18 protein-coding genes are annotated in these 26,066 nt (G+C 61.3%); 15 read left to right on the top strand and 3 right to left on the bottom strand.

The window, feature by feature from the left end; genetic code table 11:
* Nucleotide 1: 1 nt before the first annotated feature.
* Nucleotides 2–2,080: an alpha-L-fucosidase gene (locus ABGM91_RS02220; RefSeq protein ID WP_354833353.1), complete on the bottom strand. Its 2,079-nt coding sequence runs from the start codon at nt 2,078–2,080 to the stop codon at nt 2–4.
* A gap of 192 nt (nt 2,081–2,272) precedes the next feature.
* Here ABGM91_RS02220 and ABGM91_RS02215 point away from each other — a divergent pair, with 192 nt between their 5' ends.
* Nucleotides 2,273–2,950 carry a M23 family metallopeptidase gene (locus tag ABGM91_RS02215; protein WP_022396555.1) on the top strand — a complete coding sequence of 226 codons (678 nt, stop codon included), beginning with the start codon at nt 2,273–2,275 and terminating at the stop codon, nt 2,948–2,950.
* Between the two features lie 22 nt (nt 2,951–2,972).
* Nucleotides 2,973–3,548 carry a nicotinate (nicotinamide) nucleotide adenylyltransferase gene (nadD, locus tag ABGM91_RS02210; protein ID WP_354833351.1) on the top strand — a complete coding sequence of 192 codons (576 nt, stop codon included), beginning with the start codon at nt 2,973–2,975 and terminating at the stop codon, nt 3,546–3,548.
* A gap of 20 nt (nt 3,549–3,568) precedes the next feature.
* Here nadD and truA read toward each other — a convergent pair whose 3' ends face one another.
* The gene (gene truA / locus ABGM91_RS02205) at nt 3,569–4,360 is read right to left on the bottom strand and encodes a tRNA pseudouridine(38-40) synthase TruA (RefSeq protein WP_354833349.1); all 792 of its coding nucleotides are present in this window, start codon (nt 4,358–4,360) and stop codon (nt 3,569–3,571) included.
* A gap of 114 nt (nt 4,361–4,474) precedes the next feature.
* Here truA and ABGM91_RS02200 point away from each other — a divergent pair, with 114 nt between their 5' ends.
* The 11 genes from ABGM91_RS02200 to ABGM91_RS02150 all read left to right on the top strand — a co-directional run bounded on the left by ABGM91_RS02200 (nt 4,475) and on the right by ABGM91_RS02150 (nt 21,865).
* Complete coding sequence (locus tag ABGM91_RS02200) at nt 4,475–5,773, top strand: hypothetical protein (protein ID WP_354833347.1); 1,299 nt, start codon at nt 4,475–4,477, stop codon at nt 5,771–5,773.
* 14 nt (nt 5,774–5,787) lie between these two features.
* Nucleotides 5,788–10,959, top strand: coding sequence for a hypothetical protein (locus ABGM91_RS02195; RefSeq protein WP_354833345.1), 5,172 nt, complete (start codon nt 5,788–5,790; stop codon nt 10,957–10,959).
* Entirely contained in the window at nt 10,946–12,577 is a 1,632-nt protein-coding gene (locus ABGM91_RS02190) for a hypothetical protein (RefSeq protein ID WP_354833343.1), read from the top strand. The genes ABGM91_RS02195 and ABGM91_RS02190 overlap by 14 nt, the downstream gene beginning before the upstream one ends.
* 111 nt (nt 12,578–12,688) lie before the next feature.
* Entirely contained in the window at nt 12,689–13,552 is an 864-nt protein-coding gene (locus ABGM91_RS02185; RefSeq protein WP_215427138.1) for a L,D-transpeptidase family protein, read from the top strand.
* Nucleotides 13,530–14,171, top strand: a complete 642-nt coding sequence (locus ABGM91_RS02180; protein WP_354833341.1) for a sugar O-acetyltransferase — start codon at nt 13,530–13,532, stop codon at nt 14,169–14,171. Before ABGM91_RS02185 ends, ABGM91_RS02180 begins: the two co-directional genes overlap by 23 nt.
* 101 nt (nt 14,172–14,272) lie before the next feature.
* On the top strand, nt 14,273–14,527 hold the full coding sequence (gene rpsO / locus ABGM91_RS02175; protein WP_022396563.1) for a 30S ribosomal protein S15: 255 nt from the start codon (nt 14,273–14,275) through the stop codon (nt 14,525–14,527).
* A 148-nt stretch (nt 14,528–14,675) separates the two neighbouring features.
* Complete coding sequence (locus tag ABGM91_RS02170; protein WP_354833338.1) at nt 14,676–15,293, top strand: TetR/AcrR family transcriptional regulator; 618 nt, start codon at nt 14,676–14,678, stop codon at nt 15,291–15,293.
* Complete coding sequence (locus ABGM91_RS02165; protein WP_290565005.1) at nt 15,290–16,300, top strand: HlyD family secretion protein; 1,011 nt, start codon at nt 15,290–15,292, stop codon at nt 16,298–16,300. The genes ABGM91_RS02170 and ABGM91_RS02165 overlap by 4 nt, the downstream gene beginning before the upstream one ends.
* 9 nt (nt 16,301–16,309) lie before the next feature.
* Entirely contained in the window at nt 16,310–17,869 is a 1,560-nt protein-coding gene (locus tag ABGM91_RS02160; protein WP_354833336.1) for an MFS transporter, read from the top strand.
* Nucleotides 17,866–19,266, top strand: coding sequence for an efflux transporter outer membrane subunit (locus tag ABGM91_RS02155; RefSeq protein ID WP_354833334.1), 1,401 nt, complete (start codon nt 17,866–17,868; stop codon nt 19,264–19,266). Before ABGM91_RS02160 ends, ABGM91_RS02155 begins: the two co-directional genes overlap by 4 nt.
* A 454-nt stretch (nt 19,267–19,720) precedes the next feature.
* Nucleotides 19,721–21,865, top strand: a complete 2,145-nt coding sequence (locus ABGM91_RS02150) for a polyribonucleotide nucleotidyltransferase (RefSeq protein ID WP_290565002.1) — start codon at nt 19,721–19,723, stop codon at nt 21,863–21,865.
* Between the two features lie 83 nt (nt 21,866–21,948).
* Here the strand turns inward: ABGM91_RS02150 and ABGM91_RS02145 are convergent, their stop codons facing one another.
* A complete protein-coding gene (locus tag ABGM91_RS02145) occupies nt 21,949–23,160 on the bottom strand; it encodes a M28 family peptidase (protein ID WP_354833332.1) in 1,212 nt (403 codons plus the stop codon).
* Between the two features lie 166 nt (nt 23,161–23,326).
* Between ABGM91_RS02145 and ABGM91_RS02140 the strand changes: the two genes are divergently transcribed.
* Both ABGM91_RS02140 and ABGM91_RS02135 read left to right on the top strand, forming a co-directional pair.
* Nucleotides 23,327–24,661, top strand: coding sequence for a hemolysin family protein (locus ABGM91_RS02140; protein WP_290565000.1), 1,335 nt, complete (start codon nt 23,327–23,329; stop codon nt 24,659–24,661).
* A complete protein-coding gene (locus ABGM91_RS02135; protein WP_354833330.1) occupies nt 24,658–25,983 on the top strand; it encodes a hemolysin family protein in 1,326 nt (441 codons plus the stop codon). The genes ABGM91_RS02140 and ABGM91_RS02135 overlap by 4 nt, the downstream gene beginning before the upstream one ends.
* Nucleotides 25,984–26,066 lie beyond the last annotated feature (83 nt).

Raw genomic sequence — 26,066 nt, 5'->3', positions numbered from 1 at the left:
TTTATTTGCCTGCCGGAGCGCCGAAGACGTTGATTTCCGCGGCGGAAGCGCTGTTGCCGTCCAGAGAATTGGTGCCGGTGAAGCGGAAATAGCGCACGGGTTCGTTGACGTTCTTGAGGTTGACGGATTGTTCAATGGGATTGGCGCGGAGGTTGGAGAATTCCCCTTCCGCCGCCTTTGTCCAGGTTTTTCCGTCCGGGCTCACTTCAAACTGGTACTTGTCCGTCATTCCGGACGTTTTTCCGTCCTGCCTGGGCAGGTAGGAGAAGCTGGAGACCTGGTAGGGCCTGCCCATGTCCACAACAAAGGATTGAGGCGTTTCCGCTTTGGCGAACCAGGAGGTTTCCGGGTTGTCGTCAATGGCCGCCGCGGCGTTGCCGGAGGTGGCGTTTTTCACCTTCCAACCGGTTTTGCTGATGCCGAACTTGGCCTGGCTGACGGGACCCAGCTTGCCGTTGGAGAATTGGCAGCGTGCCTTGACGGTGCCGCTTTCCTCGAATTTGGCGCCCTGGCTGTAGACGGGGGAACCTGCCTTGGGTTCGCTGCCGTCCGTCGTGTACAGGATCTTGTTCTTGCCGTCCGCCAGGATGATGAGGTTGTCTCCGCGGCGGAAGATGGAGGGCCGCACCGCGCCTGCCGGCTGGCGGAAGAGGGAGAATTCAGAGATGCAGGGCGTCGCCTGGCTTCCCGTGATGCGCAGGCGCAGCTTCTGGGTGGTGATGGGGCGGTTCAAGCGGCGCATGACCTGGTTGCCGATGGTTTTCCCTTCATTGTCGATGCAGACCCATTTGCCGTTGATGAAGGCGTCAATGTTGAAGGAGTCTACACGCTGGCCCAGGCGGATTTGTTCGCGGAGGCGGATAACGTCAAAGGTGGCGGGCTTGGGCAGGGTAATGAAGGCGGTGGGCGTCAGGTTGTCGTCCTCCACGGCCCAGTAGGTCTCCATGTTGCCGTCCGTCATGTTGGAGGGGGCGAATTTCTTGTCATTGCCGCGCGTCTGGCTGGCCGTGACAGTGGCGCCCAGGGCGTAGTCCCTGGCATACAGCTTGTCGCGCAGTTCCTTGAATTCCATCAGGGATTTGACGTCCGCGGGGTCCAGCTTGCCGGTCTTGTCCGCCGCCACGTTCAGGATGAGGTTGGCTCCGCGGCCTACGGAGTCAAACCACACCTGCATGAGCTCTTCCGGGGATTTGACGCGGGACGCCTGTCCCTGGTGCCAGAACCAGCCGGAATGGTTGATGGTGGTATCCCCTTCCGCCGGCACCCAGCGTTCTCCGCCGCGCCTGCCGGTGCCTCCGCCTCCGCCGTTCAGTCCCACCGTGCTCCAGTGGGGATAGTTGACGTGGCCTTTTTCAGATCCCCCCCAGCGGGCGTCGCCGTAGTGGCCCGCGCCCCAGATGATGCAATTGGGCTGGATTTTGCGGATCATTTCCACGATTTTTTCAAAGTTGTAGTACTTTTCCGCATCGCCGATGTTGCGCTTTTCCCTGGCTCCGCCATAGTAGCCGTCCCCCCCGTTGGCTCCGTCAAACCAGATTTCAAAGACGGGGCCGTAATTGGTCAGCAGTTCGCGGATCTGCTTGTAGTAAACGTCCAGGTAGCCTTCCTTGCCGTAGTCCGCATTGTTGCGGTCCCACGGGCTGAGGTAAGTGCCGAATTTGATGCCGTTCTTCTTGCAGGCCTGGGCGAATTCCTTGACCACGTCCCCCTTGCCGTTTTTCCACGGGCTCTTGGTGATGTTGTGGTCCGTGGACTTGGTGGGCCATGCGCAGAAGCCGTCATGGTGCTTGGCCGTATAAATCATCCCCTTCATGCCGCCTTTCTTGAAGGTGGAGACGATGTCGGAGGCATTGAAGTCCGTCGGGTTGAAGATTTTCGGATTTTCGTCCCCATATCCCCATTCCCTGCCCGTGAAGGTGTTCAGGCCAAAGTGGATGAAGCCGTAGAATTCCATGCGCTGCCAGTTGACCTGTGCGGGAGTGGGCACCGCTCCGTAGGGCTTGGGAGGGTCCGCGGCCCATCCGGGCAGCATGGAAGAGGAGAGAATTGTTCCAAGGAAGAGGGAGGTAAGCTTGTTCATGCAGAAAAAAACGTGTGTTGCCAAATACGGGGAAAACTCATTCTTTCTTTCATACGGGGGGCTGGCTGTCAAGTTGAAAGGGTTTCGCGCAAAGGGGGCGGAAGGGGTTAGTAACTTCTAACTTCGACATACGGGGAATTCGGCTTGATCCGGGACTGGCGCCCGTTTAGCATACGGAGGACTTTTGCTCCTATGTCCTATTTCCGTTTTTTACTGCTGGCGCTGGTTCTTCTGACCGGGTCCGCATTTATCAGCGAGAGCGCTCCCGTCTACATGGCCCGGCGGGACAGCAAGTTCGCGCTCGTCCCCCTTTGCGACGGTTTTGATTTTCCGGTAGGCAAGCCTGACGGCAACGGCTATTACCGGTCCCGCGGCCTGCGCGTGAAAAGCCCCCGCCACATGGGCGAGGACTGGAACGGCAACAGCGGGGGCAATTCCGATCTGGGCGATCCCGTTTATTCCGTTGGCCACGGTGTGGTGACTTACGCGGCGGACGCCCGCGGCGCATGGGGGAAGGTGGTGATCGTCCGCCATGCCTTCCGGGAGCCCAAGTCCGGAAAGGTGCTCTGCTGCCAGACGCTTTACGCCCATTTGAACGATATTAACGTAGTGCTGGGCCAGCTGGTGCTGCGCGGCACGCAGGTGGGCACCATCGGCACGAACCGCGGGATGTATCCGGCCCACCTTCACATTGAATTGCATTACAATCCGGACGTGAACTGCGGCCAGCAGGGGATTCCCAAGACGGAGCGCAATTACGGGCGGCTGACGGATTTTATCACCCGTTTCCGCCGCCTGCCTCTGGAAAAGAGGATGGTGCGCGTGCCTATCGGCGGGTTCCTGCCTTACAAGGGCACGGAAGGTCTTTGATGTTTTTGATGAATGACGGACGGTGAAATTGTGCATTTTCGGCGGTTCGTTTGATCCCGTGCATGAGGGGCATGTTCGCGTGGCCGCCCATGCCCGTGACTATTGCGGGCTGGACCGCGTTCTGTTCATGCCGTGTTCCCTGTCTCCGTTGAAGGAGCAGGCTCCCGCCGTAACGGATGACCAGCGCTGCCGGATGATTGAGCTGGCGCTCCGGGGGCTGGACTGGGCTGTGCTGGACCGTACGGATTTGACTCTTCCCCCTCCCTCATGGTCGTGGAGGGTGGCTGAGTGCGCCGCGGAGCGTTATCCCGGAGCGGAGCTTTTCTGGCTTATGGGAAAGGACCAGTGGGATTCCCTGGAACAGTGGGGCCGCTGGGAGCATCTGGCCGGACTGGTAACGTTTATTGTGTACCACCGCGGCGGCGGGCCTCTCCCCAGGGAGGGGGTGCGCGCCGTTTTTATTGAGGGGGATGAACCCTCCTCCTCCACCCGCGTGCGGCATGACCTGCGCGCGGGCGTATGTCCGGTGCCTCATTTGAATCCGGAGGTGGAGGCGCTGATCCGGCGGGAGGGCCTGTACGGCGTGAAACGGAGATAGGGCTGCGGGCCGTCTTTGGCTTATTCAGGCCGGTTTTCCTGGGGTTCCGCCGGGTAGTGGACCCGCATCAGCGTGAGGCCGTCCGGCGGAGCGCAGAACGGGCTTTTATCCTGCGGGCGCGGAGAGTTGATGAGGCGCGCCAGCTCGTCCAGCGTGATTTTCCCCCTGGCCGCTTCATGGGCGGCGCCTGCCATGAGGCGCACCATCTTGTAGAGGAAGCCCGTTCCGGTGAAGGTGATGAAGACGTGGTCTCCTTTTTGCTCCACTTGCGCCTGCGTGATCGTGCGGCGGAAGTGGTCTTCCGGGATGGGGCGCGGTTCATTGCCGCGAAGGGCCGCGAAGGCCCTGAAGTCATGCGTTCCCGTAAAAAGGAGCACGGCTTGTTCCAGGGTTTCCACGCTCCAGGCCAGCGGACGGTGCCAGGCCAGCCCCGCGTCAAACGGGCTGAGGATGCGCGCGCGGGAGATGCAGTAGCGGTAGGTTTTTCCGGCGGCGCTGAACCTGGCATGGAAGCCGGGGGCTGCGTATTCCGCGTGCATGACCCGGATGGTATGGGGAAGGCGGGTGTTGAGGGCGGTGGGCCATTTGTCCGCCGGAATGCGGTGGGTATCCGGCGCGTCCACATGAAAAACCTGGCCCAGGGCATGCACGCCGGCATCCGTCCTGCCGGAACCGTGGATGCGGACTGGAGAGCCGAAGAGGGCGGAAAAGGCGCGTTCCAGGACATCCTGTACGGTACGGCCCCCCGGCTGGCTCTGCCAGCCCAGGTACGGGCGTCCATCGTACGCGGCGGTGAAACGGATGCGGGGCATGGGGCTGATTGTGTTGGAACGGTCCGGTTTTGGCAAGAGGCAAGTGCCGGACGGTAACGGTTTGGAATGGATGCCGGGCCTTCCGTCCCCTTCCTAGCTTGGAGGCCATTAAAGATGGCTATACGAATACAGGATTTTGGGATGCTGCATGTGGCGCCGGATTTGTCCGGCGTGGTTCCGTTGAACGCGTTTGAAGCGCAGGCCGCCGGAGTGCGGAACCTGGCTGCGGGCGTGATGGAACTGGCCGGAACGGCGGGAACCGCCGTGAAGGAGATGCAGGAGGTGAGGGACGCCGGACAGTGGGCGGAGGCCCGCGACGGCCTGTACCGTTTTGAACAGGACGTGATGAGGGAATTGGAGGCCGGCGGGGAGCCGGAGCACGTTCAGGAAAGATGGAAAAAGGCGCTCGCGGAGCGGCTTCCCTCCTATCTGCCCGGCAGGATGTCCGCTCCGGTACGGGAGAGGGTGGAGCTGGCGAGGGAGAATCTGGAGTCTGCCGGAAGCATTTATTTGCAGAAGATGTCCCGCCTGGGGCAGTTGGAGGAAGCGCGGCGGGCCTGGACCGGAGGGGTGGAATACGCCGTGGAGCAGGGAGAGGCCGGACTGGCTGAACGCAGGATTGAGGAAGGCCGCGGCGTTTTTGTGACCGGGGAGGAGGCCGCCCGCATGGTGGAGGATGCCCGCAGCCGCGTGGCCCTGAACCAGGCGGTGCAGGAGGTGCGGCGCGATCCGGTCCGGGCGGTTCGTCTTGTTTCCGGTGGCGGGGAACCGCCGCAGACCCCGGAGGAAAGGAAAGTGGCGCAGGAGGCCGTTACGGCGTATGGAGAGCTGAAGCGGCGTTATGCGGAATCCGTGGCGCGCACGGTGTCCGGGGGAGGCCTGCTCCGGGATGAAGGGCTGGCGAATGCGGAAAAGTACGGCTTGATCAGTTCCGGGCAATTGAGGCGTTATACGGAGTCCCGGGACCGGAGGCGGGAGGCGGAGTTTTCCGGCGTCAGCGTACCGGAGGACGATTTGCTGTTGTGCCGCATGACCTGCCTGGTTGATGAGGATTGCGGTGGGGAGGGGGATGCGGACGCCATGATTGAAGTGGCTACTTCCGGGCTGCCTGCTCCGCAGGTGGAAAGGCTCCTCCGGAGGCGGGAGGTGATGATGCAGGTTCCGCAGGAGACGCGCCGCGCGGCTTCCCGCCGCTTGTCCTCCCTGTTCCGCAGCGGAGCCTGGGGGCCATCGGAGGACGCGCGCGCCGTGGAGGAATGGAAGCGCGTCCAGATGGAATTGATGGAGGCGGTCAGAAGAGCCCCGCAGCAGCCTGAGGCGGAGCTTGAGAAAGTTTTTGAAAAGGAAAACCGGCTTCAGGATGAGGGCTGGGTGGGATTCAGGGATATGAACAAGGGAAAGGAAGGCAAGTAATGATGGAAAATGAGATGAATCGGGAAAAGGCAGGAACCCTGCCGCTGGAAGATGGAGCGCCGGAAAGGTCTCCCGTGCACAGGGAGGAAAGTTCCGCTCCGGCAGTGACCGGGCCCTCCGGAGAAGCTTACGGCACGCGGGAGAGCCCGGAGCGTGAGGCGGCGGCGCGTGAAGAATACTGGAACAGCGTGCTGACGGGGGACGTGATGACGATTCCCCTGGAAGTGAGGCGCAAGGCGGAAGCCGTGTATCCGGCGGGAACGGCTGACCGGGAGCGGGTGGCCGCGTGCGTGATGCAGTCCTGGGTGGCGGATTCAGGGGAGATTCCCCGTGAACGCATCCGGCGGGACTGGAAGGGGATCCGGGAGCAGGTGGCGCGGCAGTACGGCGCGTCCGGCAAGTCTGATGACGAGTTGTTTGTGGCCGTCTCCATGCACAACCAGGTGCGCCTTTCCCAGCGGGAAACGTTGTTTGAACTGTATCAGGAGGAGTATGACCGGACGCTGGCCGGAAACAGGGAGGCTCCGGATGAACGGCTCCGGGAGGCCGTTTCCGCCTGGCCGGAGGATTTGCAGGCCGTAGCGGAACAATTGAAGAACCGGGCCGTGTCCGATGCCCTGGATGACAGGAACCGTCTGGAAGATGCCGCCGGAATGATCCGGAAGGGGCTGGAGGGGCTGGTAGCCAATGAAGCTCCCGCCCCGGGAGATTTCCCCGCCGTGCAAGTGAACCGGAAGGTAGCCGCCGGCGTTCCGGATGTGGTGCGTGCCGTGGATTGCCTGGCGTCGCTGGAGGAGGGGGACCGGCAGAAGGTATACCGCATGATGGCTCCCAGCCTGCGCTCCCGCCCCGATTTCCGGGATGCCCTGGGAAGGGCGCTGAAGCGCGGCGCGGCGGAGATGGCGGAGAATGTGGTCCAGCTGGCCGTGAACGGTGCGGCCTGGACCCTCCCGGAAGGAAGTGAAAAGGAGACGCTGGACAGGTATTCCAGAAGCTTTGAGGAGCTGCGGAATTTTGCCAGGATGGAGTTCGCCCCCCTGCGCGGAGGAAAGGATGCCCCCTGGTTCCGGGAACTGCTGGTGGACATGGCCCAGCAGGGCGCGTCCACGGCGCTGGCGTTTGGCGGCCCGGCGGGGCTGGGCGTTCTGATGGCCGGGGAAACGGGGCGCCATATGGCGGATGCGCGCCGCATGAATCCGGAAGGCGTGTTTGACGCGCAGATGGGCGGGGCCGTGGCGTCCGGGGGGATAAATACCCTGCTTTCCTTCGGGATGACGAAGCTGGGCCAGCGTATGGTGGGGCAGGGAATGCGCGCCTTCCGGGCCGTGAGATCCGCCTCCGGCAGCATGGGGGCGGTTCTTTCCGGAACGGGCGCCATGGCGGCTGATGCCGTGAAGATGGCGGCGGAGAACAAGCTGATGGAGCTGACGCCCATGATGGTTCAGGAAGGCGTGGGCGCGGCTACAGGCAAGGAGTCCGGCGTGGATTGGGAAGGCTGGAAGGAAAGGCAGGTATCCTTGGACGACCAGTTGAGGGAGGCCGCCATGATGATGCCTTTCCTGCTGATCGGAGCCGGGAAGACTTCCCTGCATCATTTCCGCCATGCCGGAACGCTGCTGGGTGATGGCGCGCCGCTGAAGGCGTTCGGCATTCCGGATGAAGCGGCGGCCCGCATCCTGCGGGAGAAGGACGTACGCCGCGCCGGGGAACTGCTCCAAAAGTCCCTGCGTGATTCCCCCCTGTGGGGGTCCCTGTACATTTCCCGGAAGGCCATGGAATGGTCCCGTGTGCTGGATGAGGCCGGAGAACCCTTTTTAAGGACGGAGCAGGACGTGCGGGATTTTCTGGAAATGCCTTCCCCCGTCCGGACGAAGCCCTGGAAGATGAGGGATTTTCCGGAGTCGGAAGCGGTGTTGAAAAAACTCTTTCCGCACCCGGAACATGCGGAGGCCAGGACCAAATGGCTGCTGCGGGCCGGATTGCCGCGCGTGGGAGAGTCCGCCGTGGCGGACGGACGGCGCGTTTATGAGGCGGAACCCGCGCCCGGCGTGGAAATGAAGAGGACGCAGGGCCGCCATTCCGTGGAGGAGGCCCTTTCCTCCTGGTATGAGGCCCTGTGCCGTATGGAGGAGGAAGACCTGGGGCTGGCCCGGAACAGGAATGGCCGGGAAATTCCGTGGCGTTTGAGGAATGCGGCGGATTATGACGTGCATGCGGACGGCTTGCGCCGGGCGTTTGTGGAAGACAGGCTCAAGAGGCGCGCCTACCGTCCGTACAGGATGCTACTGCTGGCTTATCCGGAGGAAGCCGGCCGCGGCGTGGGCTTTTCCGGCACGGATTGGGATGCTCTTACGGTGGAGATGGACCGCCGGACGCGCGCGAATGTTTATGAGGGGGTGATGGAGCGGGTGCACGGCGCTTCCCATGAGGAGGTGTCCGCCCATGTGGCCCTTCGCTTGTGGGAGTCGTTCTGCCGTAACGGGGAGGCTTGCTCCAGGGCGCGCCGCTGGCTGGAGGAAGGCAGCGCCCTGCTGCGCGCTCCGGAGCTGCTGGAACAGGCTTCCGGACCGGACGGGCTTCCGTCCGCCCTGTCCCGGATGAGTTCCATGATGGCTTCCCTGGGGGACCGGGAGCGCCACGGGGTGAGTCCGGAACTGCGGGAAATGAACCGTTTTGTGTGGGGAACCCAGGCGGACGTGAACAGTTTGTTCCAGGTGCTTCCCAACATGAAGGAGTTTGATGTTCATGTGGGGCGCGGCTATACGCCGGTGGAGAGCTATGGCCGGCTGCTGTCCCGCTTTCTGGAAGTGGAGCCGGAGCATGTGGCCCGGTATGCCTCCGTTCTGGATGCTTCACGTCTGGATGCCGGGCCGGCGCAGGCCGCGCCGCGCGTCTATCCGGGTACGGAGAAGGCGGTGGAGAACCTGTCGCGCCTGACGCCGCGCCTGTTCCAATCATCGCGCGGAAACAGGGAAGGAGAAAGGCTGTGGAGGGTGAAATACCCCAACGGCAGGTGGTCGGACTGGCACCCTTCGCGGGAGGCCGCCGGGGCGGACCTGATGGCCCATGTCTCCATGATGTTTTCCCCGGCCTGCATGGCCAAGAGGGATTTGATCCGGAGCTGGGAGTGGCATGCCCGCAGCGGGCATCCGGAATGGGATACCAACTACCTGCGGCTGACTTCAGGGCTGGAAAACGCGCATGGGGAACGCCTCTCCTGCCTGTACGACAGCCTGTCGTCCATGGCGGTGGCGGATATGCTGAAAGCCGGTTACGGCGTGCGCGGGGCCGTGGGCTCCGGTGACCGTCTGGAGGTGACGGGCAGGGGACGCGTAGCCGCTGAAACGCTGATGAGCCCGGATGCCCTGAAGGAGCGCATGGACATTCACGGCAAGTATGTGGGCGAGGCGCAGCGGCTGGGGGTGGATGCGGACAATATGCCCGTTCCCACGGCCAAGGGGCTGGTGATGCACCGCCTGCGCCTCCATAACACGGACAACCCCCTGGCCCTGATTGAGGACAAGGCGGAGGTTGTCTGGGATCGGCTGATGCGCACGGACCAGCTCTCTCCGGAGGGCGCGTGGGAGATGCTGAAGCGCCTGGGCCGCGTGCCGCGGCGCCGGAAGCTGCCGGGAGAGACGGAACTGATTGAAGAACTGTCCCAGCTTTCCAAGGAGTATTTCTTTGCGCATCTGGATCATGACGCCGTTCCGGAAACGGTAGCTTCATGGGCGCGTTACGGGGCCGCGAGTCCGGACAGGGCTCCTGAACCCCTTGAGGGGCTGGTGCTCCGTGCCGCGGAATTGAAGGAAACGCTGAAGGAGGGGCCGGAGACTGCCGAGTTCATGGGCATGCTTCATGAAACGGTGGGGATGAACGACCGGATACGGGCGGAACGCGCCTGGAATGCCGGCGGCGCGGAGGTGCGCCTCCCCATGATGGAGAGGTATGCCCACAGCCTGATGACCGGGAGGCTTTTATCTACGGCCCCGGACCACGTGAAGGAGGACCTGGTGCGCGCCCTGGCTGCGCTGGATGGATACGGCGGCGGCTCAACGCGCCGGATGGAGCGGCTGGCGGAACACCGCATGGCGGAACTGGCCCGGGCGCTCCGGGAGTTTCCCCAGTTGAATTCATGGCGTGCGGATTCGGAGCATCCCGGCCTGTACCTCCATTTGGTGAAGCGCCCGCTCCGGGCCGGGCACGGAACTCTGCGGGCGAAAGGCGTTTCCCTGTCCGCCATGGGCGACTCCCTCCCGGAGCCTGTTCTGGATGCTCCCGCCTATGTGGAGGAGGAGTTTTCCGTCAGGCGCGGCGTGGCTGCCCCTGCCGCGTGGAGCAGCCGTCCGGACGTGGCTCGTGCGGTGGAGACGCTGGACGAGGTGAGGCGGAACTTTGCGGACCGCCCGGAAGCAGCGGAGTCCGGCATCGTCTGGCGGGGCAAAACTTACCGCATTGATTCCGCCGCGGTTCCCGAGGGGGTGCCCGCGTGGTGGAGCCGGGAGGTCCCCCTGGATGAAGCCGCCACCCTGATTGATGTCCTGGACCATCGGCAGGATGAAGTGAGGGGCGGCATGCTCCCCTTCCTGCCTGATCCGGAGGAGGCGCGCGCGATGTATGCCAATTGTGTGATTTACCGTGACCCGGACGATCCGGGGCATACCGTGCGCCTGATGCCGGGCATTCCGGAGAGCCCCGTGCGGCAGGCGCGCGCTCCGTACGTGGTGCATGCGTGGAACGGCGCCTATCTGGACAGGCACGGTCTGCCCGCGGGTGCCGGACGGGATTCCTATATTCCGCTGGAGTGCTTTACGGGGGCCGGAGAGGAGCCCACTCCGGAGACCGCGAGGGAGAGCCGGGCGCGGTCCCTGGGCCGTATTCTGGAAACGCTGGGGGATGCGGATGCGCAGGAACGCTTCTGGTGGAACAGGGAAGAGGCCGTGGGATGCTTTATGGAGGACGTCATCCGGCTGTATGAGGAGCTGGGCGTGCGGGAAAGTTATTTGCGCGGCAGGCTGGACCTGCTTGACCCCGTCATGGTGCAGGCCCTGCGCTTTGTCTCCCACGTGCTGAACGATCCTCTGGCGTACCGCCTGCCCCTGGACAAGGGGACGGAGGCCCTGAGGGGAATGACGGGCGAGGGCGCCCTGCTGAAGGAACTGGTGGACGAACATGGAAACTTCTGATCATCTGACGGAGTCCTGGAGCCTGCCGTGGCGGTCCGTGTTGTCCAGCCAGCTCTGGCGGCTGGAACACCTGTACTGGATTGAGAACAAGGCGGGGCAGCTCCAGCGTTTTTCCCTGAACAGGGCGCAGCGGCGGCTTCATGAGCGGCTGTGGTACAGGAACGACATCCTGAAGGCCCGCCAGCTTGGCATTTCCACGTATGTGGCCATGCTGATGCTGGATATGAGCCTGTTCCGGTCCAATTTCCACTGCGGCATCATTGACAAAAGCCTGCCGGACGCCCAGCAGAAGCTTGCCAAGCTGCACTTCGCCTGGGACCATCTGGATTACATTCCGCCCAATCCTTCCGCGATGGATGTGGCCCTGGCCCGGCTGGGAGAGAGAATCAAAAGCCTCTCCGGCGTGGAGAAAAAGGGGGTATGGCGTCCCTGTACGTCTGCGCGCACCCGTCTGGCTTTTGCCAACGGAAGCGATGTGCGCGTGGGAACGAACCTGCGCGGGGGCACCATGCAGTTCCTGCACGTCTCCGAGCTGGCGCACGTTTCCGTGCATGCCCCGTGGCGTGCCAGGGAAATACGTACGGGGGCGATCAATACGGTGCCCCCCGGCGGTTTTATCCTGAAGGAGAGCACCCATGAAGGGGGGCGGTACGGCGTGAATTACGAGCTGACGCGCCAGGCCATGGAGAACATGGGCAAGGGCGAATTGTCTCCGCTGGACTTCCGGTTTTTCTTTTTCAGCTGGTTTGACCAGGAGGAATACACCTTGCCCGGGCGCGGCAGGTGGAGCCGGGAGCTGGACGAGTATTTTCTTTCCCTGGAGCGGGACACCGGGGTGGTGCTGGACGCGGGGCAGAAAAGATGGTACGCCCGGATGGCCCGCGTGATGGGAGCCGCCATGAAGCAGGAGTACCCCGGAACGCCGCAGGAGGCGTTTGCTACCGGGGAGGAAGGCAGCATTTACGGCAGCCGCATCATGGCCCTCCGGGAACAGGGGCGCGTGGGGATGGAGTTTCAGGCGGACCCGGAGGCCCCCTCCTTCACGGCGTGGGACCTGGGCCTGAGCGACCATACGGCCATTTGGCTGGTGCAGGTGCTGGGGGACAGTTTCCACTGGCTGGACCATTATGCCGCCAGCCAGGAGCCCCTGGCCCATTACGTGGAAAAAATGAGGGAATGGGAGAAGCGGCACGGCGTGACGGTGACGGCCCACCTGCTGCCGCATGATGCCGCGCGGAGGGATGCCCACGGCGTTTCCTACGTGGAGAGCATGGCGCGGCTTGGATTGGCTAATGTGCGCGTCGTTCCCAGGACAACGGACGTCTGGCGCGGCATCAATACGCTGCGGGAACTGCTGGAGCGCAGTTTCTTCCATGCCCGCACCCAGGAAAGGATGCGCAACGGGCGCGGGGAAGAGGAACCGGGCGGGGTGGAGCATCTGGAGCTGTACCGGTCCAGGCCGCCCGGCGCGGGAGGCGCCGTGGCGGAAAGCCCCGTGCATGACGGACATTCCCATACGGCGGATGCCGCGCGCACCTTTGCGGAAGCGTGGTCCCACGGCCTGCTCCACGGCCCCGGGAATGGCGGCGGGCGCGGCAGACGAGCCCGGATGTGGTAGGGACGCGGAGCGGAAAAAGGAATTTTTTTGATTGATGGTTGACAGTTTTGTCAAAAAGCGGTTCTTTTTTCCGGCCCTCCGTTGTCTAACGCAGTGATGCGACTCCCCGAAATGAAGTTATCCCTTTTCCATTTGCTGGTTCCCTGCCTGTGCGTGCCCGTTCTGTTTTCTTCCTGCGGCACGACGGGCGGGGATGCCTCCCTGTCCTCCTCGTCCAGCGTTCCGGTGGAGGAACTGACCGGGTATTTTGAGGAAACGGGAACCATTCCGGGGCATCTGCTCAAGTGGGAGGATGACCCTTCACTGCCCGGAAAGCTGCTGGTTGTGGTGGATAAGAAAAAGCAGATGATGTACGTGTACCGTGGAACGCACCGCATTGGGTACGGCCCCATCAGTTCCGGCAGGAGCCCGGGCATGACGCCTGCGGGCTACTTCCGGATTTCCTCCAAGGACGCGGACCACCATTCCTATTACGGCGCTTTCATCAATGCCGCCGGAGAGCAGCGGGACGGGGATATACGGAAGGACGCCGCGCGTCCCGGAGAACGGTTTGAAGCGGCCAAGATGCCCTATTTCATGAGGGTGAACGGGGCTGTGGGCATTCATGAAGGTTACCTGCCCGGGCGCCCGTCCTCCCATGGCTGCATCCGCATCCCCCACCTGATTGCAAGGAATCTGTTTGAAGTGGCTCCCGTGGGAACCCGCGTGATTGTCCGGGACGGGAGCTGGAGCATTCATGAACTTCAGAAAAAGCCGTCCGGCATTTTCAGGACGGTGCACAGGCCGTCCCCTGCCCGGGCTGGCGCAAATTCCTCTTCCTCCGGGAAGAAGGAGCTTGTAGAGTCGGAGGCATCCGTGGGGAAGGATGCCGCGACCGTGCCGTCTGTTGAAGAACGGGAGATCATGCCGCTGCCTTCTTCCGGCGCGGATGCCGTGAACCCCTCTTCAACCAATGGCCTCGAAGGACTGGAATAACATGCTGGCCGGGCGTTTGTACAATGCCCAGGATTCCGAATTGACTGCCGGGCGCCTGAGGGCGCGCAAGCTTCTCTTCCGTTACAACCAGTCCGCTCCGGAGGAGGAAAGTCTGCGACGGGAAGTGGCGCGGGAGCTCTTCGGCCGCATGGGGGACAATTGCTATCTGGAGCCTCCCCTGCGGTGCGACTATGGAACGAATATCCGGCTGGGGGACCGCGTATATGCCAACTTCAACCTGGTGGTGCTGGACTGCGCCGCCGTCACGATCGGCAATGATGTGCTGATAGGCCCCAATGTGGGAATTTACACCGCTACGCATCCCGTGGACCCGGGGCTGAGGCGGGACGGGCTGGAATTTGCGCTGCCCGTCACCATTGAGGACGGCGTATGGATAGGCGGCCATACGGCCATTGGACCGGGCGTGCGTATCGGACGGAATTCCGTGATAGGCGCGGGAAGCGTGGTGACGAAGAACATTCCCGCCAACGTGGTGGCCGTAGGAAACCCCTGCCGCGTGATGAGGCCCGTGACGGAAAAGGACCGCGAGATATGGGGCACGGCGGGAAAAGATGATGAGGCTGCATCCTCAGGAACGGAGTCAAATTCTCCCGCATGATGAAATTTGAATTGCTTTTGGGAACGGATGGTGCATAGTTGGCGCCCTCACAGTGTCGATTAGCCGCTGCCACGAGCTAAATACATTCAAAGAAAACACTTATGAGTAACGAAATCAATTTGCAGGAATTCAAGATGCACGAAAAGGATTCCGGTAGCTCCAGCTACCAGATCGCCCACCTGACCCAGCGCATCGCCCACCTGACCGACCACCTGAGCACGAACAAGCATGATGTTTCTTCCCGCCGCGGGTTGTTGAAAATGGTGGCTCTGCGCCGCAAGCTTCTTGATTACGTCAAGCGTGAAGATCTGGCCCAGTATCAGAGCCTGATTCAGCGTCTTGGCCTTCGCCGCTAAACGGCGGAGCACGTTCCCGTTTGATACGGCCGTTGCGGTTTTCCGCAGCGGTCGTTTTTTATTCCTGCGGGAGAGTGGCTCTTCCTCCTTCATGTTCGGAAATAGGGGCTTGATCTTTAAAAAATGTCTGTTAGCCTGACAGACATCTATGGAGCAAATGACACGGGTCCAGCAGAACACGCTGAGAAAGATTGTAGAGGCGGCCATTGAGCTGATGAGCGAAAGGGGGTTCCACCGCGTCAGCGTTCAGGAGGTGGGGGCAAAGGCCGGTATTTGTGAAAAAACCGTCTTCCGCTATTTTGCCACCAAGAAGTCCCTGCTGGATGAAATCATCAGGTACCGGGAATATGCCAGTGAACTGAAAAGGGAATTCGAGAACAGGAAAACGTGGGACTTGGCGCATGACCTGAAACTGGCCGCGCGCCTGTACTTCCAGGAGACGAAGGCCAAGAGAAACGCCTTCCGTGCCTACTTGAGCGCGTTGGACTCCGTGGACACGAACGGGGATGATTTTTTGCGCGATCCGCGGGAGCTTCACTCCTTCCTGTGTGAGTACATGACCGCCATGCAGGAAAAAGGAAAAGTCAGGGAAGGGGACGTGCAGCTCATGGTGCGCGCTTTCATCAATACCCTGCACGGCTACATGCTGATGTACTGCCTGAATGATGACAGCAGGACGTGGCAGGACAAGGTAGCCTCCATGAAGCTGACCATTGGCCTGTTCATTCAGGGATTTTCCCGGCAATGCACATCCTGCGGAGCATGAGCAAACATTTGAAAGCCATTTCACTGGGCAGCATGGCCCTGGCAGCCGTGGGAGCCATCGGCTGGGGCGTCTGGCATTTCCGGGAGAACCATTCCATGAACACGGATGACTGCCGGGTGGAGGCGAGCATCGTTTCCGTGGGGTCAAAGCTGGCGGAGCGCATCATCAGCGTGGAGGTGGAGGAAGGGGACGCCGTGAGCCGTGGACAGACGCTGGCCCACCTGGACGGGCGCACCATGCAGGCGCGCCTGCTGGCCGCCCGTTCCCGTGTCAAGCTGATGCAGGCCAGGAATGATGAAATGCAGGCCGGTTTCCGCCCGCAGGAAATAGAATCCCAGAGGGCCAGGACGGCCCAGGCGTCCGCCAGCCTGGAACATGCCCGGCGGGATTATGAGCGCATTGAAAAGCTGGTGAGGGAGCAGGCGGGCATCAGCTCCGCGGACCGGGACGCCGTACGGGCCACCTACCTGGCGGCGCAGGCGGTGGAAAAGGCGGAACAGGAAACCCTGGCCCTCAGGCTGGAGGGTTACCGCGAGGAGGAAAAAAGGTCCGCACAGGCCCAGCTGGAAGCAGCTCGTGCGGAACTGGAAGAGCTGGAAGTACTGTGCGGGGAATGTGTGGTCAAGTCTCCCGTGGACGGGGTGATTGCCCGCAAGCTGGTGAATGAAGGGGAGATGGTCAGTTCCGGACAGAAGCTTTTTTCCATTGTGGACAGCAATGACATCTGGCTCAACGTCCGCGTGGAGGAAACCAAAATAGGCCGTATCCGCCAGGGGCAGGACGTGAGGTTTACCCTGGACGGTTATCACGGCAGGGTGTTCCACGGCATGGTTTATGAGATAGGGGCGGCCACTTACGCCACCTTTTCCCTGATATCCACGGAGAACGTCAGCGGTTATTTTACCAAGGTCATGCAGCGGTTCCCCGTCAAGGTGAGCCTGCCGGAGGCGGAGGAAGGCATCGTATTCCGTCCGGGGATGCAGGGAAAGGTTTCCATTGATTTTTAAGGGAAGGGCATGAGTGGTTCTGTTCAGCAAACAACGGTTCCGGCGTGGCGCCGCCGCCTGCTGGTAGGGATGGCCTGCGCCTGCACGATGCTGACGTTCCTGAATATGGGCTGCATCACGGCGGCCACGCCGGATTTGTCAGGCACGTTTGTGGTGGGCACGCTGGACGTTTCCTGGTCAGGTGGCGCATGCCCGCTGGGGACTGCCCTGTCCTTTACTGTGGCGGCGTATCTGTGGGCACGCATCGGGTTAAGAAGGTCCCTGCGCATGGCATTGCTGATGCTGCTGCTCGGGACGCTCCTTGGGCTGGCGGCCGATCATTTTTTCATGATGATTCTGGCCCGTTTCCTCCAGGGGGCCGGAGGAGGGCTGGCCCTCGTATACGGCACGGGCCTGGTGAATGCCGCCCTGCCGCCGGAGCGCCGCGGCGTGACAATGGGCGTGAAGCTTTGCTCCATTGGCCTGGCTTCCTGCGCCAGCCCGGTAGTGGGGTGCCTGCTGGTGCAATACTGGCACTGGCGGGGGCTGTTCGTCATTGTGGGCGCGGCGGCGCTTATCCTGGCTGTTCTGACGACGCTGTACGTTCCCAACCAGAAAATACCCAGGAGCGGAAAGTTTGACTGGTTTTCCTTTCTGGCGGTGGGGATGGGATGCGTGTGCCTGCTGATGGTCCTCATTTACGGGGAGACAGACGGCTGGACGGCACCCGGAGTGCTGGGGTGGATGTACGGGGGATTTTGTTCCTTTGCCCTGGCCTTCATTTCCTGCATGACTCACCGTTCCCCGCTGCTGAACGTCCGCGTGCTGGGCAACTGGCGGTTCCTGTGCGGCCTGCTGGCTTCCCTGTGCAACATCTTCTGCATTTGCTGGGTGCGCGTGGGGACGGTGCAGTTCATGCGTAATGTAATGAATTACGAGCCGGTGGGAATTGCCTATGTGTTTATGGTTCTGGTGGCGGGGTTCTGCGGCGGTGCAGTCCTTGTACTGCCCTTGATGCAGAAGGGTAAACTGGCCCTCAGGGTGGGCATGATGGCCGGGCTGCTGGCGCTGGGTTTCTCCGCTTTCCTCCTTTCCCGGCTGGATGCGGGCTGCTCCTGGCTGGATGTGGCATGGCCCCTGGGATTGTTCGGGATCGGGTATGCGTTCTGTTTGAACACGGCCACGCCGCTTGCCCTGAGAGGGGTGGAGAACCATGCCGCCGCCGCTTCCTCCCGGACGCTGAACACCGTGCGCTACATCTTCATTTCCTTGTATGTCAGCAGTGTGAGCACCGTACTGGCCCATATGAAAACAGGGTTCCGCTTCAGCATGGCGGAGCAGGTGAGGGAGGATGCACCGGGAACGGTGCATACGCTGGACCTGTGGCAGCGGCATTTTACGGAAACCGGAGGCACGGCACGGGAAATTCACGCGTCCGTGGAAGCGGTGCTCCGGAAGTCCGTGGCGCTGCAAAGCCAGATTTTTTCCGTGGATACTTTTTATCTCTGCACTGTAATCGTGGGGGCGGCGGGAGTTCTGTTTGCCCTGTTCTGCCTGAAATCCAGCCCGGAAAGGAAGTCCGCTTCATGAAACACCTCATGCTTCTTCTCATGGGCGCCCTGCTGGCGTCCTGCGGCAGTACGGCCGTATTTGAACGGCCTGTCATGGATATGCCGGAGGGAACGGCCCGGACTTCCCCCGTGGGGCACGGCTGGTGGCGCATTTTTCATGATCGCGCTCTGAACCGTCTGGAAGAAAAGGCCGTGGAGCGTAACCGCGATCTTCTCCGCGCCAGTGCCCTGGTGGACCAGGCCTCCGCCCTGGCGGCACAGGCGGGAGCAGCCCTGCTGCCCCGGGCTGAACTGAGGGCCGGAGCCAGTAGCCAGGAGCTTTCTGAGGGCGAACGCTATATGAACAACCTGCCGGACCGTTCCAGGGACTTGTGGTCCATGTCCGGCATTCTCTCCTATGAAGTGGACTTGTGGGGGAAGTTGCGGGCACGCACGGAAGCCGCCCGTTCCGAACTGCTGGCTTCTTCTGCCGCGCGGGATGCGGTTTACCTGCGCCTGACGGCGGAGGTGGCCTCCGCGTACATCAATGTGCGCACGTGGGAAGAAAAATGCCTCATCATCCGGCGCGTTCACGCCTCCTATGAGCAGACCTGCGCCATGTATGAAAAAAGGTTTGTGCAGGGGCAGTATCCGGAGCTTGCCCTGCGCCGTGTCCAGGCGGAGCGTTCCAGAACGCTGGCCCAGTTGAAACTGGCGGAAAACGAATTGTCCCGGGCAGAAAGCGTCTTGTCCGTGCTCGTGGGGGACAGCCCCCGGCAGGTGATGAAAGGCGTCCGGCCCGCCGGAGGCAATCCGGCCCTGCTGGCTTCTCCTCCATCCATTCCGGCACGGATTCCCGGTGACATGATTGAACGCCGTCCGGATATATGGGAACTGGAATCCCGCCTGAAAGCCGCTTTTTATGGAAAGGAGGCGGCGCGGAAGGACAGGTTCCCCTCACTGGTGCTGACCGGGCAGCTGGGGCAGGTCAGCACCCAGCTGAACGAACTGCTGAACCAGCTGTCCAGAAGCTATGATCTGGGAGGCGGGATGATCCAGACTTTGTTTGACGGAGGGAGGAAGCGCGCCGCCGTCCGCGCGGCGTCTGCCGAATGCGCCGCCGTGCAGGCTGCATATGAACAGGCGGTTCTGAATGCCTTCCGGGAAATCCGGGACGCCCTGGTGGAACGCCGTAAAAGTACGGAGGTTTATGAAGCCGCCCTTGACGAGGTGAAGTGCCTGCGCCGGAGCTGGGATATTGCGTCCAAACAGTATGAGGCCGGGTATCTGGGGTTGATGGATGCCCTGGACACGCACAGGCACCTCTTGAGCGGGGAGCTGGAAATGGCGGATGCCGCGCAGATGCGGCTGAATGCCGTCGTTAAATTCTGCAAGGCATTGGGCGGTGGATGGCAGGGCCGCCCCGGTTCCGCATGAGGGTGTGCGGACCTTACGGAAGGGGAAATGCGCTTCTGTCCGGCAAAACCTTCCGTGCGGGAAAGGGAGGGGCTTTATTTTTTTGTGAACGGTTTTAAAAATTCCGGAACCACTCGTCTATCAAACTATTTGCTTGCATTCTCCTTGACGGGGATTATGCTGGAATCCGACGTTCGGGGATTCGTTTCCCGGTGCGTTTCTGTCGGGCATGCCTTGAGAAATTTTCGGATTTTCACAGGCTGTCAAGCCGGTAAGACTGGGCCGGAGCGTTTGATCCATCTGGGATGTGCGCCCTGCCGCGCAGACAGTGTTCCCCTTCATTTTTGGGAAAAAGCTGCTGCGGATAACACTCTTCCTGAGGCACTGCCCGTACCTGACGCCATTCAGGCTTCCCGCCCGGAGCCGGCCTGAATGGGCTGATGAGGCTGCGGGTGACTGAAAGACAAGAAATATAATGAGCATACATTCAGTTGAATGCAACGTTGGTACGAATCCCATCACGATTGAAACCGGAAAAATGGCCCGTCTTGCAGACGGCGCGGTTGTCGTCCGCAGCGGCGACACCGTGGTTCTCGTGACCGTGGTGAGCGCCACCAAAGTAAAGGAAGGCCAGACCTTCTTCCCCCTGTCTGTGGAATACAAGGAAAAGGCCGCTGCCGCGGGCATGTTCCCCGGCGGCTACTTCAAGCGTGAAGGCCGCCCCACGGAAAAGGAAATCCTGACGTGCCGCATGACGGACCGCCCCCTGCGCCCGATGTTCCCCAAGGGTTACTTCTATGACACGCAGGTAGTAACCCTTCTGCTCTCCGCCGATGGTGAAAATGAACCGGATATTCTGAGCATCAACGGCGCTTCCGCCGCCTGCGTCGTTTCCGACCTCCCCTTTGCCGAACCCGTGGGCGCCGTCCGCGTGGGCCGTGTTGACGGCCAGTTCATCATTAACCCGACCAACTCCCAGCGTGAAAACAGCCAGCTTGACCTGGTGTTTGCCGGGACGAAGAACCAGGTAATCATGATTGAAGGTTCTGCCAATGAACTGCCGGAAGAAGACTTCATCGCCGCACTGCGCCTGGCTCAGGAAAACGTGAAGGTTCTTTGCGAAAAGCAGGAAGAACTCCGTGCCGTCTGCGGCAAGGAAAAGCGTTCCTACGAGCTCTGTCTTGCCAAGCCGGAACTGCTGGAAATCGGCTATGAAATCGCCGGTGACCGCATTGAAGACGCCATCTATGCCGCCTCCAAGGTTGAACGCCAGAAGAAGGTGGGCGCCCTGCGCGACGAAGTGGAAGCCGCCATTAAGGAACGCCATCCGGAAGCCACCGATTTTGACGTGGAGCAGGTCTTTGAATACATTCAGAAGAAGGCCTTCCGCATCTCCATCATGGACAAGGACAAGCGTGCCGACGGCCGCGCCCTCAAGGAACTGCGCCCCCTGACCGCGGAAATCAACGTGTTGCCTTCCGTGGTGCACGGCTCCGCGATATTTGCCCGCGGTGAAACGATGTCCCTCTGCCTGGCGACGCTCGCTCCGATGGAAGAACGCCAGTACATGGACAACTACACGGGCAGCGTGAATGAAAAGCGCTTCATCCTGCACTATAACTTCCCTCCCTTCTCCGTAGGTGACACCGGCCGTTTCGGCGGGCAGAACCGTCGTGAAATCGGTCATGGCGCTCTGGCGGAACGTTCCATCGCTCCCGTAGTGCCGGACGAACAGGAATTCCCGTACGCCATCCGCATTTCTTCTGAAATCATGGAATCCAACGGTTCCACCTCCATGGCCTCCGTCTGTGCGGGCACAATGTCCCTGCTGGCGGCCGGCGTGCCCCTCAAGCGCCCCGTGGCGGGCATTTCCGTGGGCCTGGTGACGGAACAGAATGACCAGCATGAAATCACTACTTACAAGACCCTTCTGGACATCATCGGTTCCGAAGACTTCTACGGTGACATGGACTTCAAGCTTTGCGGCACGTCTGAAGGCGTGACGGGCTACCAGCTGGACCTCAAGCTCCCCGGCATCCCCCTCTCCATTCTGGAAGAAGCCATCCATGTGGCCAAGACCGGCCGCACGGACGTGCTGAAGGTCATGAATGACGCCATTGCCGCTCCGGCCCAGATGAGCCCGAACGCTCCCCGCATTGAGACCACCAAGATTCCCGCCGACCGCATCGGCGAGCTGATTGGCCCCGGCGGCAAGAACATCAAGGCCATCCAGGCTGAATCCGGCGCCGACATCAACATTGAGGAAGACGGTACCGTGCACATCTACGCCGCCAAGCAGGAAGGCCTGGACCGCGCGCTGGATCTCGTCACCCGCATGTTCAAGACCATTGAAATCGGTGAACTGTACACCGGCAAGATCGTTTCCACGACCACCTTCGGCGCGTTCATGGAAGTGCTTCCCGGCAAGGATGGTCTGATTCACATCTCCGAGCTGGCCGAAGGCCGCACCGCCAAGACGGAAGACGTCGTGAGCGTGGGAGACGTGGTGACTGCCAAGTGCATCGGCATTGACGACAAGGGCCGTGTGAAGATGTCTGTCCGCGCCGCTCTGCGCGACGCCAAGGCTGCTGAAGCGGAAGCCGCCGGCATTACGGAATAACGGTTGCCCGTTGAACCCTTAAACTTCCAGCCCCGTTCCCGGTTGTTCCGGGAACGGGGCTGTTTGAATTTGGACGGGAGCTTTTACCTTGCGGTCACGGGTTCCGGTTGTGGCGGTTGTTTCTTTTCCTGCGCGGATGCGGCTTTCACTTCCGGGGAGGGAGGGGTGCACAGGAAACGGCCCAGCAGGTCCAGCGTGGCCTTTACATCCTTCAGGTCCGCCAGTTCCCGTGGGGAGTGCATGTAGCGGATGGGCGGTCCCAGGAAGGCGGCCTGGCCGCCGTAAAGCTTGACGGGGACAAAATTGGCCATGCCGGGAGGAAAGGTGGCGTCCTTTTGCAGGGGAATACCTTGTTCTTCCGCCAGCTGGAGAAGCTGCTCAGTGATGGGCTGGTAAAAGATCTTGTCATGGGTGAAAATGACGGGGCCTTTTCCCATGGCCTGGCGGGTCAGCCTTCCGTTTTCTTCACGGGATGGAAGGTCGTCGAGCTGGACGGTATCCAGCGTGCAGTCAATGACGATAGCCAGCTGGGGTCGGTTCTTCTCACAATACGCCGTGGCTCCGATGAGGCCTATCTCCTCCTGGGAGGAAGAAAGCAGCGTTACGTGGTATTTCAGGTCTTTTTGATGTTGGGACAGGAAAGAAGCCAGTTCCATCAGCATGAAGGAATTCAGGCGGCAGTCCAGGCCGTGGGCCATCAGGCGGGAACCGTGCAGCAATTCCGGCCTGGTGGCGGGAACGCCGCGCTGGCCTGTGCTCAGGCCCATGTTCCGGGCCTCCTCCGCGCTGGACGCTCCCGCGTCAAACAGGACGTATTCCTTTCCTGCCGGGAGCGGGGAGCGGTTCAACCACCAGCCGGGCACTGCGCCCGCAAAGGCGGTGACGGGACCATGGGCCCCGTCAAAGCGGTAGGGGCAGGAAAGCATGGACTGGAAATCCGGGAACCCGACAGGCTTCACCTTCAGGAACCCGTTGGGCGTGATGCCTGCAATGACCACGCCCACTTCATCCGCATGGGCGTCTATCAACAATTCCGGAGCGTCCGGGTCCGGGCTGCGGAATGTTGCCCAGGCATTTTGATGCAGGTCCGTGCCGGAGCTGTCCGCCAGGGGCGCCACGTGTTTCAGCCAGCATTGCTGGAAAGGGGTTTCCGCTCCGGAGGAGGACGGAATGCTCAGCAGGGTTGTCAGACGTTCCATGGACTGGCCGCTGAAAGGCGGCGCGTCTTCCGGCACGGAGGCCATGCAAAAGTTCAGAAAAAGCAGGGGGAACAGCAGGATGCGGATAGCGGGCATGGCCTCACCATAGCACGGGTGGGGAAGAGGAAGCAATGGTGGAAGGGACGCATGGGAAAATGTGATTTTCCGGATGGCAGGATTTTTTGTTTCCCGTTCTTGACAGGATTTTCTTGGTTCCTATGATGCGGATGCCCGTTGCGTTCTACGGACACCCCCTCCATACATGATTCTTTTTATCATTTTCGTTATTCTTTTTCTGATTCTGATCAACGCCTTTTACGTTGCCGCAGAATTTGCCGCCGTGAGCGTGCGCCGCAACATGATTCGTGAAATGGCGGAGGGCGGCAGCAAGGTGGCGGCGCATTTGCTCAAAATTCTGGAGAATACCAGGGAGCTGGACCGCTACATTGCGGCCTGCCAGTTCGGCATTACCATCTCCAGCCTGATTCTGGGCGCCTACGGGCAGGTGGAACTGTCCGCTTATCTGCTTCCTCTGTTTGAACGGTTTGGCGGCATGGATTCCGTGATGGCCAATTCCGTAGCCGCCATTGTGGTGTTGGTAGGGCTGACGGTGCTGCAGGTGATTCTGGGGGAATTGATGCCCAAGTCCCTGGCGCTGCAATTCCCCCGGCAGGCGGCTTTGTACACGTATTACCCCATGCGCTGGACGCTGACCTTCTTCGCGTGGTTCATTGACTTCCTGAACGGAAGCGGCCTGCTGCTGCTCAAACTGTTCCGCCTGCCGCCGGGAGGCCACCAGCACATCCACACCCAGCAGGAGATCAACATGCTGCTGGATGAAAGCCATCAGGGGGGCCTGCTGGAGGAGGATGAGCATGAGCGGCTGCACAGCGCGCTTTCCTTTGCGGAACGCACGGTGGAGCAGATCATGATTCCCCGCTTCCGGCTGGTTTGCCTGGATGTGGACGCTACGGAGGAGGATATTCTGAATATGATTGCGGACAGGCCCCATACTCATATTCCGGTGTATGAAGGAAACCGTGAGTCCGTGATCGGCATGCTGCATATCAAGGACATGGTGGCCGCATATGCGGAAAAGGGCGTTCTGCCTCCCCTGCGCTCCATGCTGCGGGAGGTGCCGTGCGTGATGGAGATGCAGACAGTGGAGATGCTGGTGTCCCGGCTCCGGGAGGACAAGGCCAAGGAAGCTTTTGTGCTGGATGAATACGGCAAGTTTGTGGGGCTGGTGACGCTGGAACGCCTGCTGGGTGAAATGGTGGGGGACATAGATGAGGAATTCATCCGCTCCGGGGAAAAAGTGGAAACCCTGCCGGACGGTACCGTGCGCATTCCCGGCATGATGCGCGCCCATAAGGCGGAGTGCTTGGTGCCTTTCCTGATGAACGGCGCCGCTACAGTAGGGGGCTCCGTGATCAAGCACATGTCCTGCATTCCCAAGGAGGGGGACCGCCTGATTATTGCCGGGCGCGTGCTGGTGGTGGAGAAGATGGACCACAACCGCGTCTCCTCCATTCTGCTGTTGCCTCCGGAGAAAAAGGAGAATGAACCTGCCATGGAAAGCGGGGTGGACTCATGATGACGGTTTTTATTATTCTGCTGCTGATTGTGCTGAACGGCCTGTTCGTGGCCGCGGAATTTGCATTGCTTGGCGCGCCCCGCGCGGCGCTGGAGCAAATGGGGGCGTCCGGCAATATGGTGGCGCGCCGCGTCTCCCATATCTTGAAAACGCCGCGGTTGCAGGACCGTTACATTGCCACGGCCCAGCTCGGCATTACATTCGCCAGCCTGGGGCTGGGCATGTACGGGGAGCATGCCGTGGCCGGATGGCTTCACGAATGGCTCGCCCAGTATGGGTGGGCCTCCTGGCTTGTGGCGCACGGCGCGGCCAGCGTCCTGTCCGTGGCGGTGCTGACGTACCTGCACATCGTCCTCGGGGAAATGGTGCCCAAGGCGCTTTCCCTCCAGTATGCCACGAAGCTTTGCCTCATCATCACAATGCCCATGTACGTGGTCCAGCTCTGCCTGTATCCGCTGGTGGTGGGCATGAACACCCTGGGCAACTTTTTCCTGGGGCTGCTGGGCGTGGACAGGAATGAATCCAAGTCCCACTACCATTCTGCGGAAGAACTCCAGTACATCATTGAGGAGAGTCATGAAAACGGCGCCCTGCCGCAGGAATCCGGGCGCATCATGGATGGCCTGTTTGACCTGGAGGACCTGTACGTTCACCAGGTCATGACTCCGCGCGTCCGGATAGACGCCATTCCGGAAGGAGCGGGGCATGAGAAAATACGGGAGATTGTCCGCCGCACCCGCCGCACCCGCTACCCCGTTTACCGCGGTGATCTGGACCACGTGGTCGGCATGGTGCATGCCCGCGACCTGTTCCGCATCATGTTCCGCGGGAAGGCCTTGAAGCCTGAATACATCCACGCCATTCCCAAGGTGCCCAAGACGGTCAAGTTTGACAATGTGGTGGAGATCATGAGGAAGGACAACGTGCGCCTTGCCATCATTTTGGACGAGCACGGCGGGACTTCCGGCCTGCTGACCCTGACGGACGTGTTTTCTGAGGTGATGGGCTGGGACCGCGGCCGCATCAGAGTATTGACGGAGCTGCCCCGGGACGCCGTGGGCTTCTCGTGTGATGTTTCCGGTCTGGCCCGAATTGAGGAGTTGGGGGAAGCCATGGACATGGACTTGCAGAATGAGGAGATTGACACCGTGGGCGGTCTGATTCTCAATTTGCTGGAAGCCCCGGCGGAGGAAGGTGACGCCGTGGGTTACCTGGGCCTGGAATTCAGGGTGACCCGTACGGAGAACGGCGGCGTGGAGCGCTGCACCGTGACCCGGATTACTCCGCTGATGCGGGAGGAAGCCCTGGAAGAGGAGGATTAAGCTCCGGGAGTCCGGGGAAAACCTCCGGAACGGGTCCGCTTGTGTAAAAGTTCCTTGGTGGAGCGCGTAGGATATGGCAGAAT

Origin of the sequence: Akkermansia muciniphila (genome assembly GCF_040616545.1) — a bacterium.
GTDB classification, from domain to species: domain Bacteria; phylum Verrucomicrobiota; class Verrucomicrobiia; order Verrucomicrobiales; family Akkermansiaceae; genus Akkermansia; species Akkermansia muciniphila_E.
This window is presented reverse-complemented; position numbering and strand designations above follow the sequence as displayed.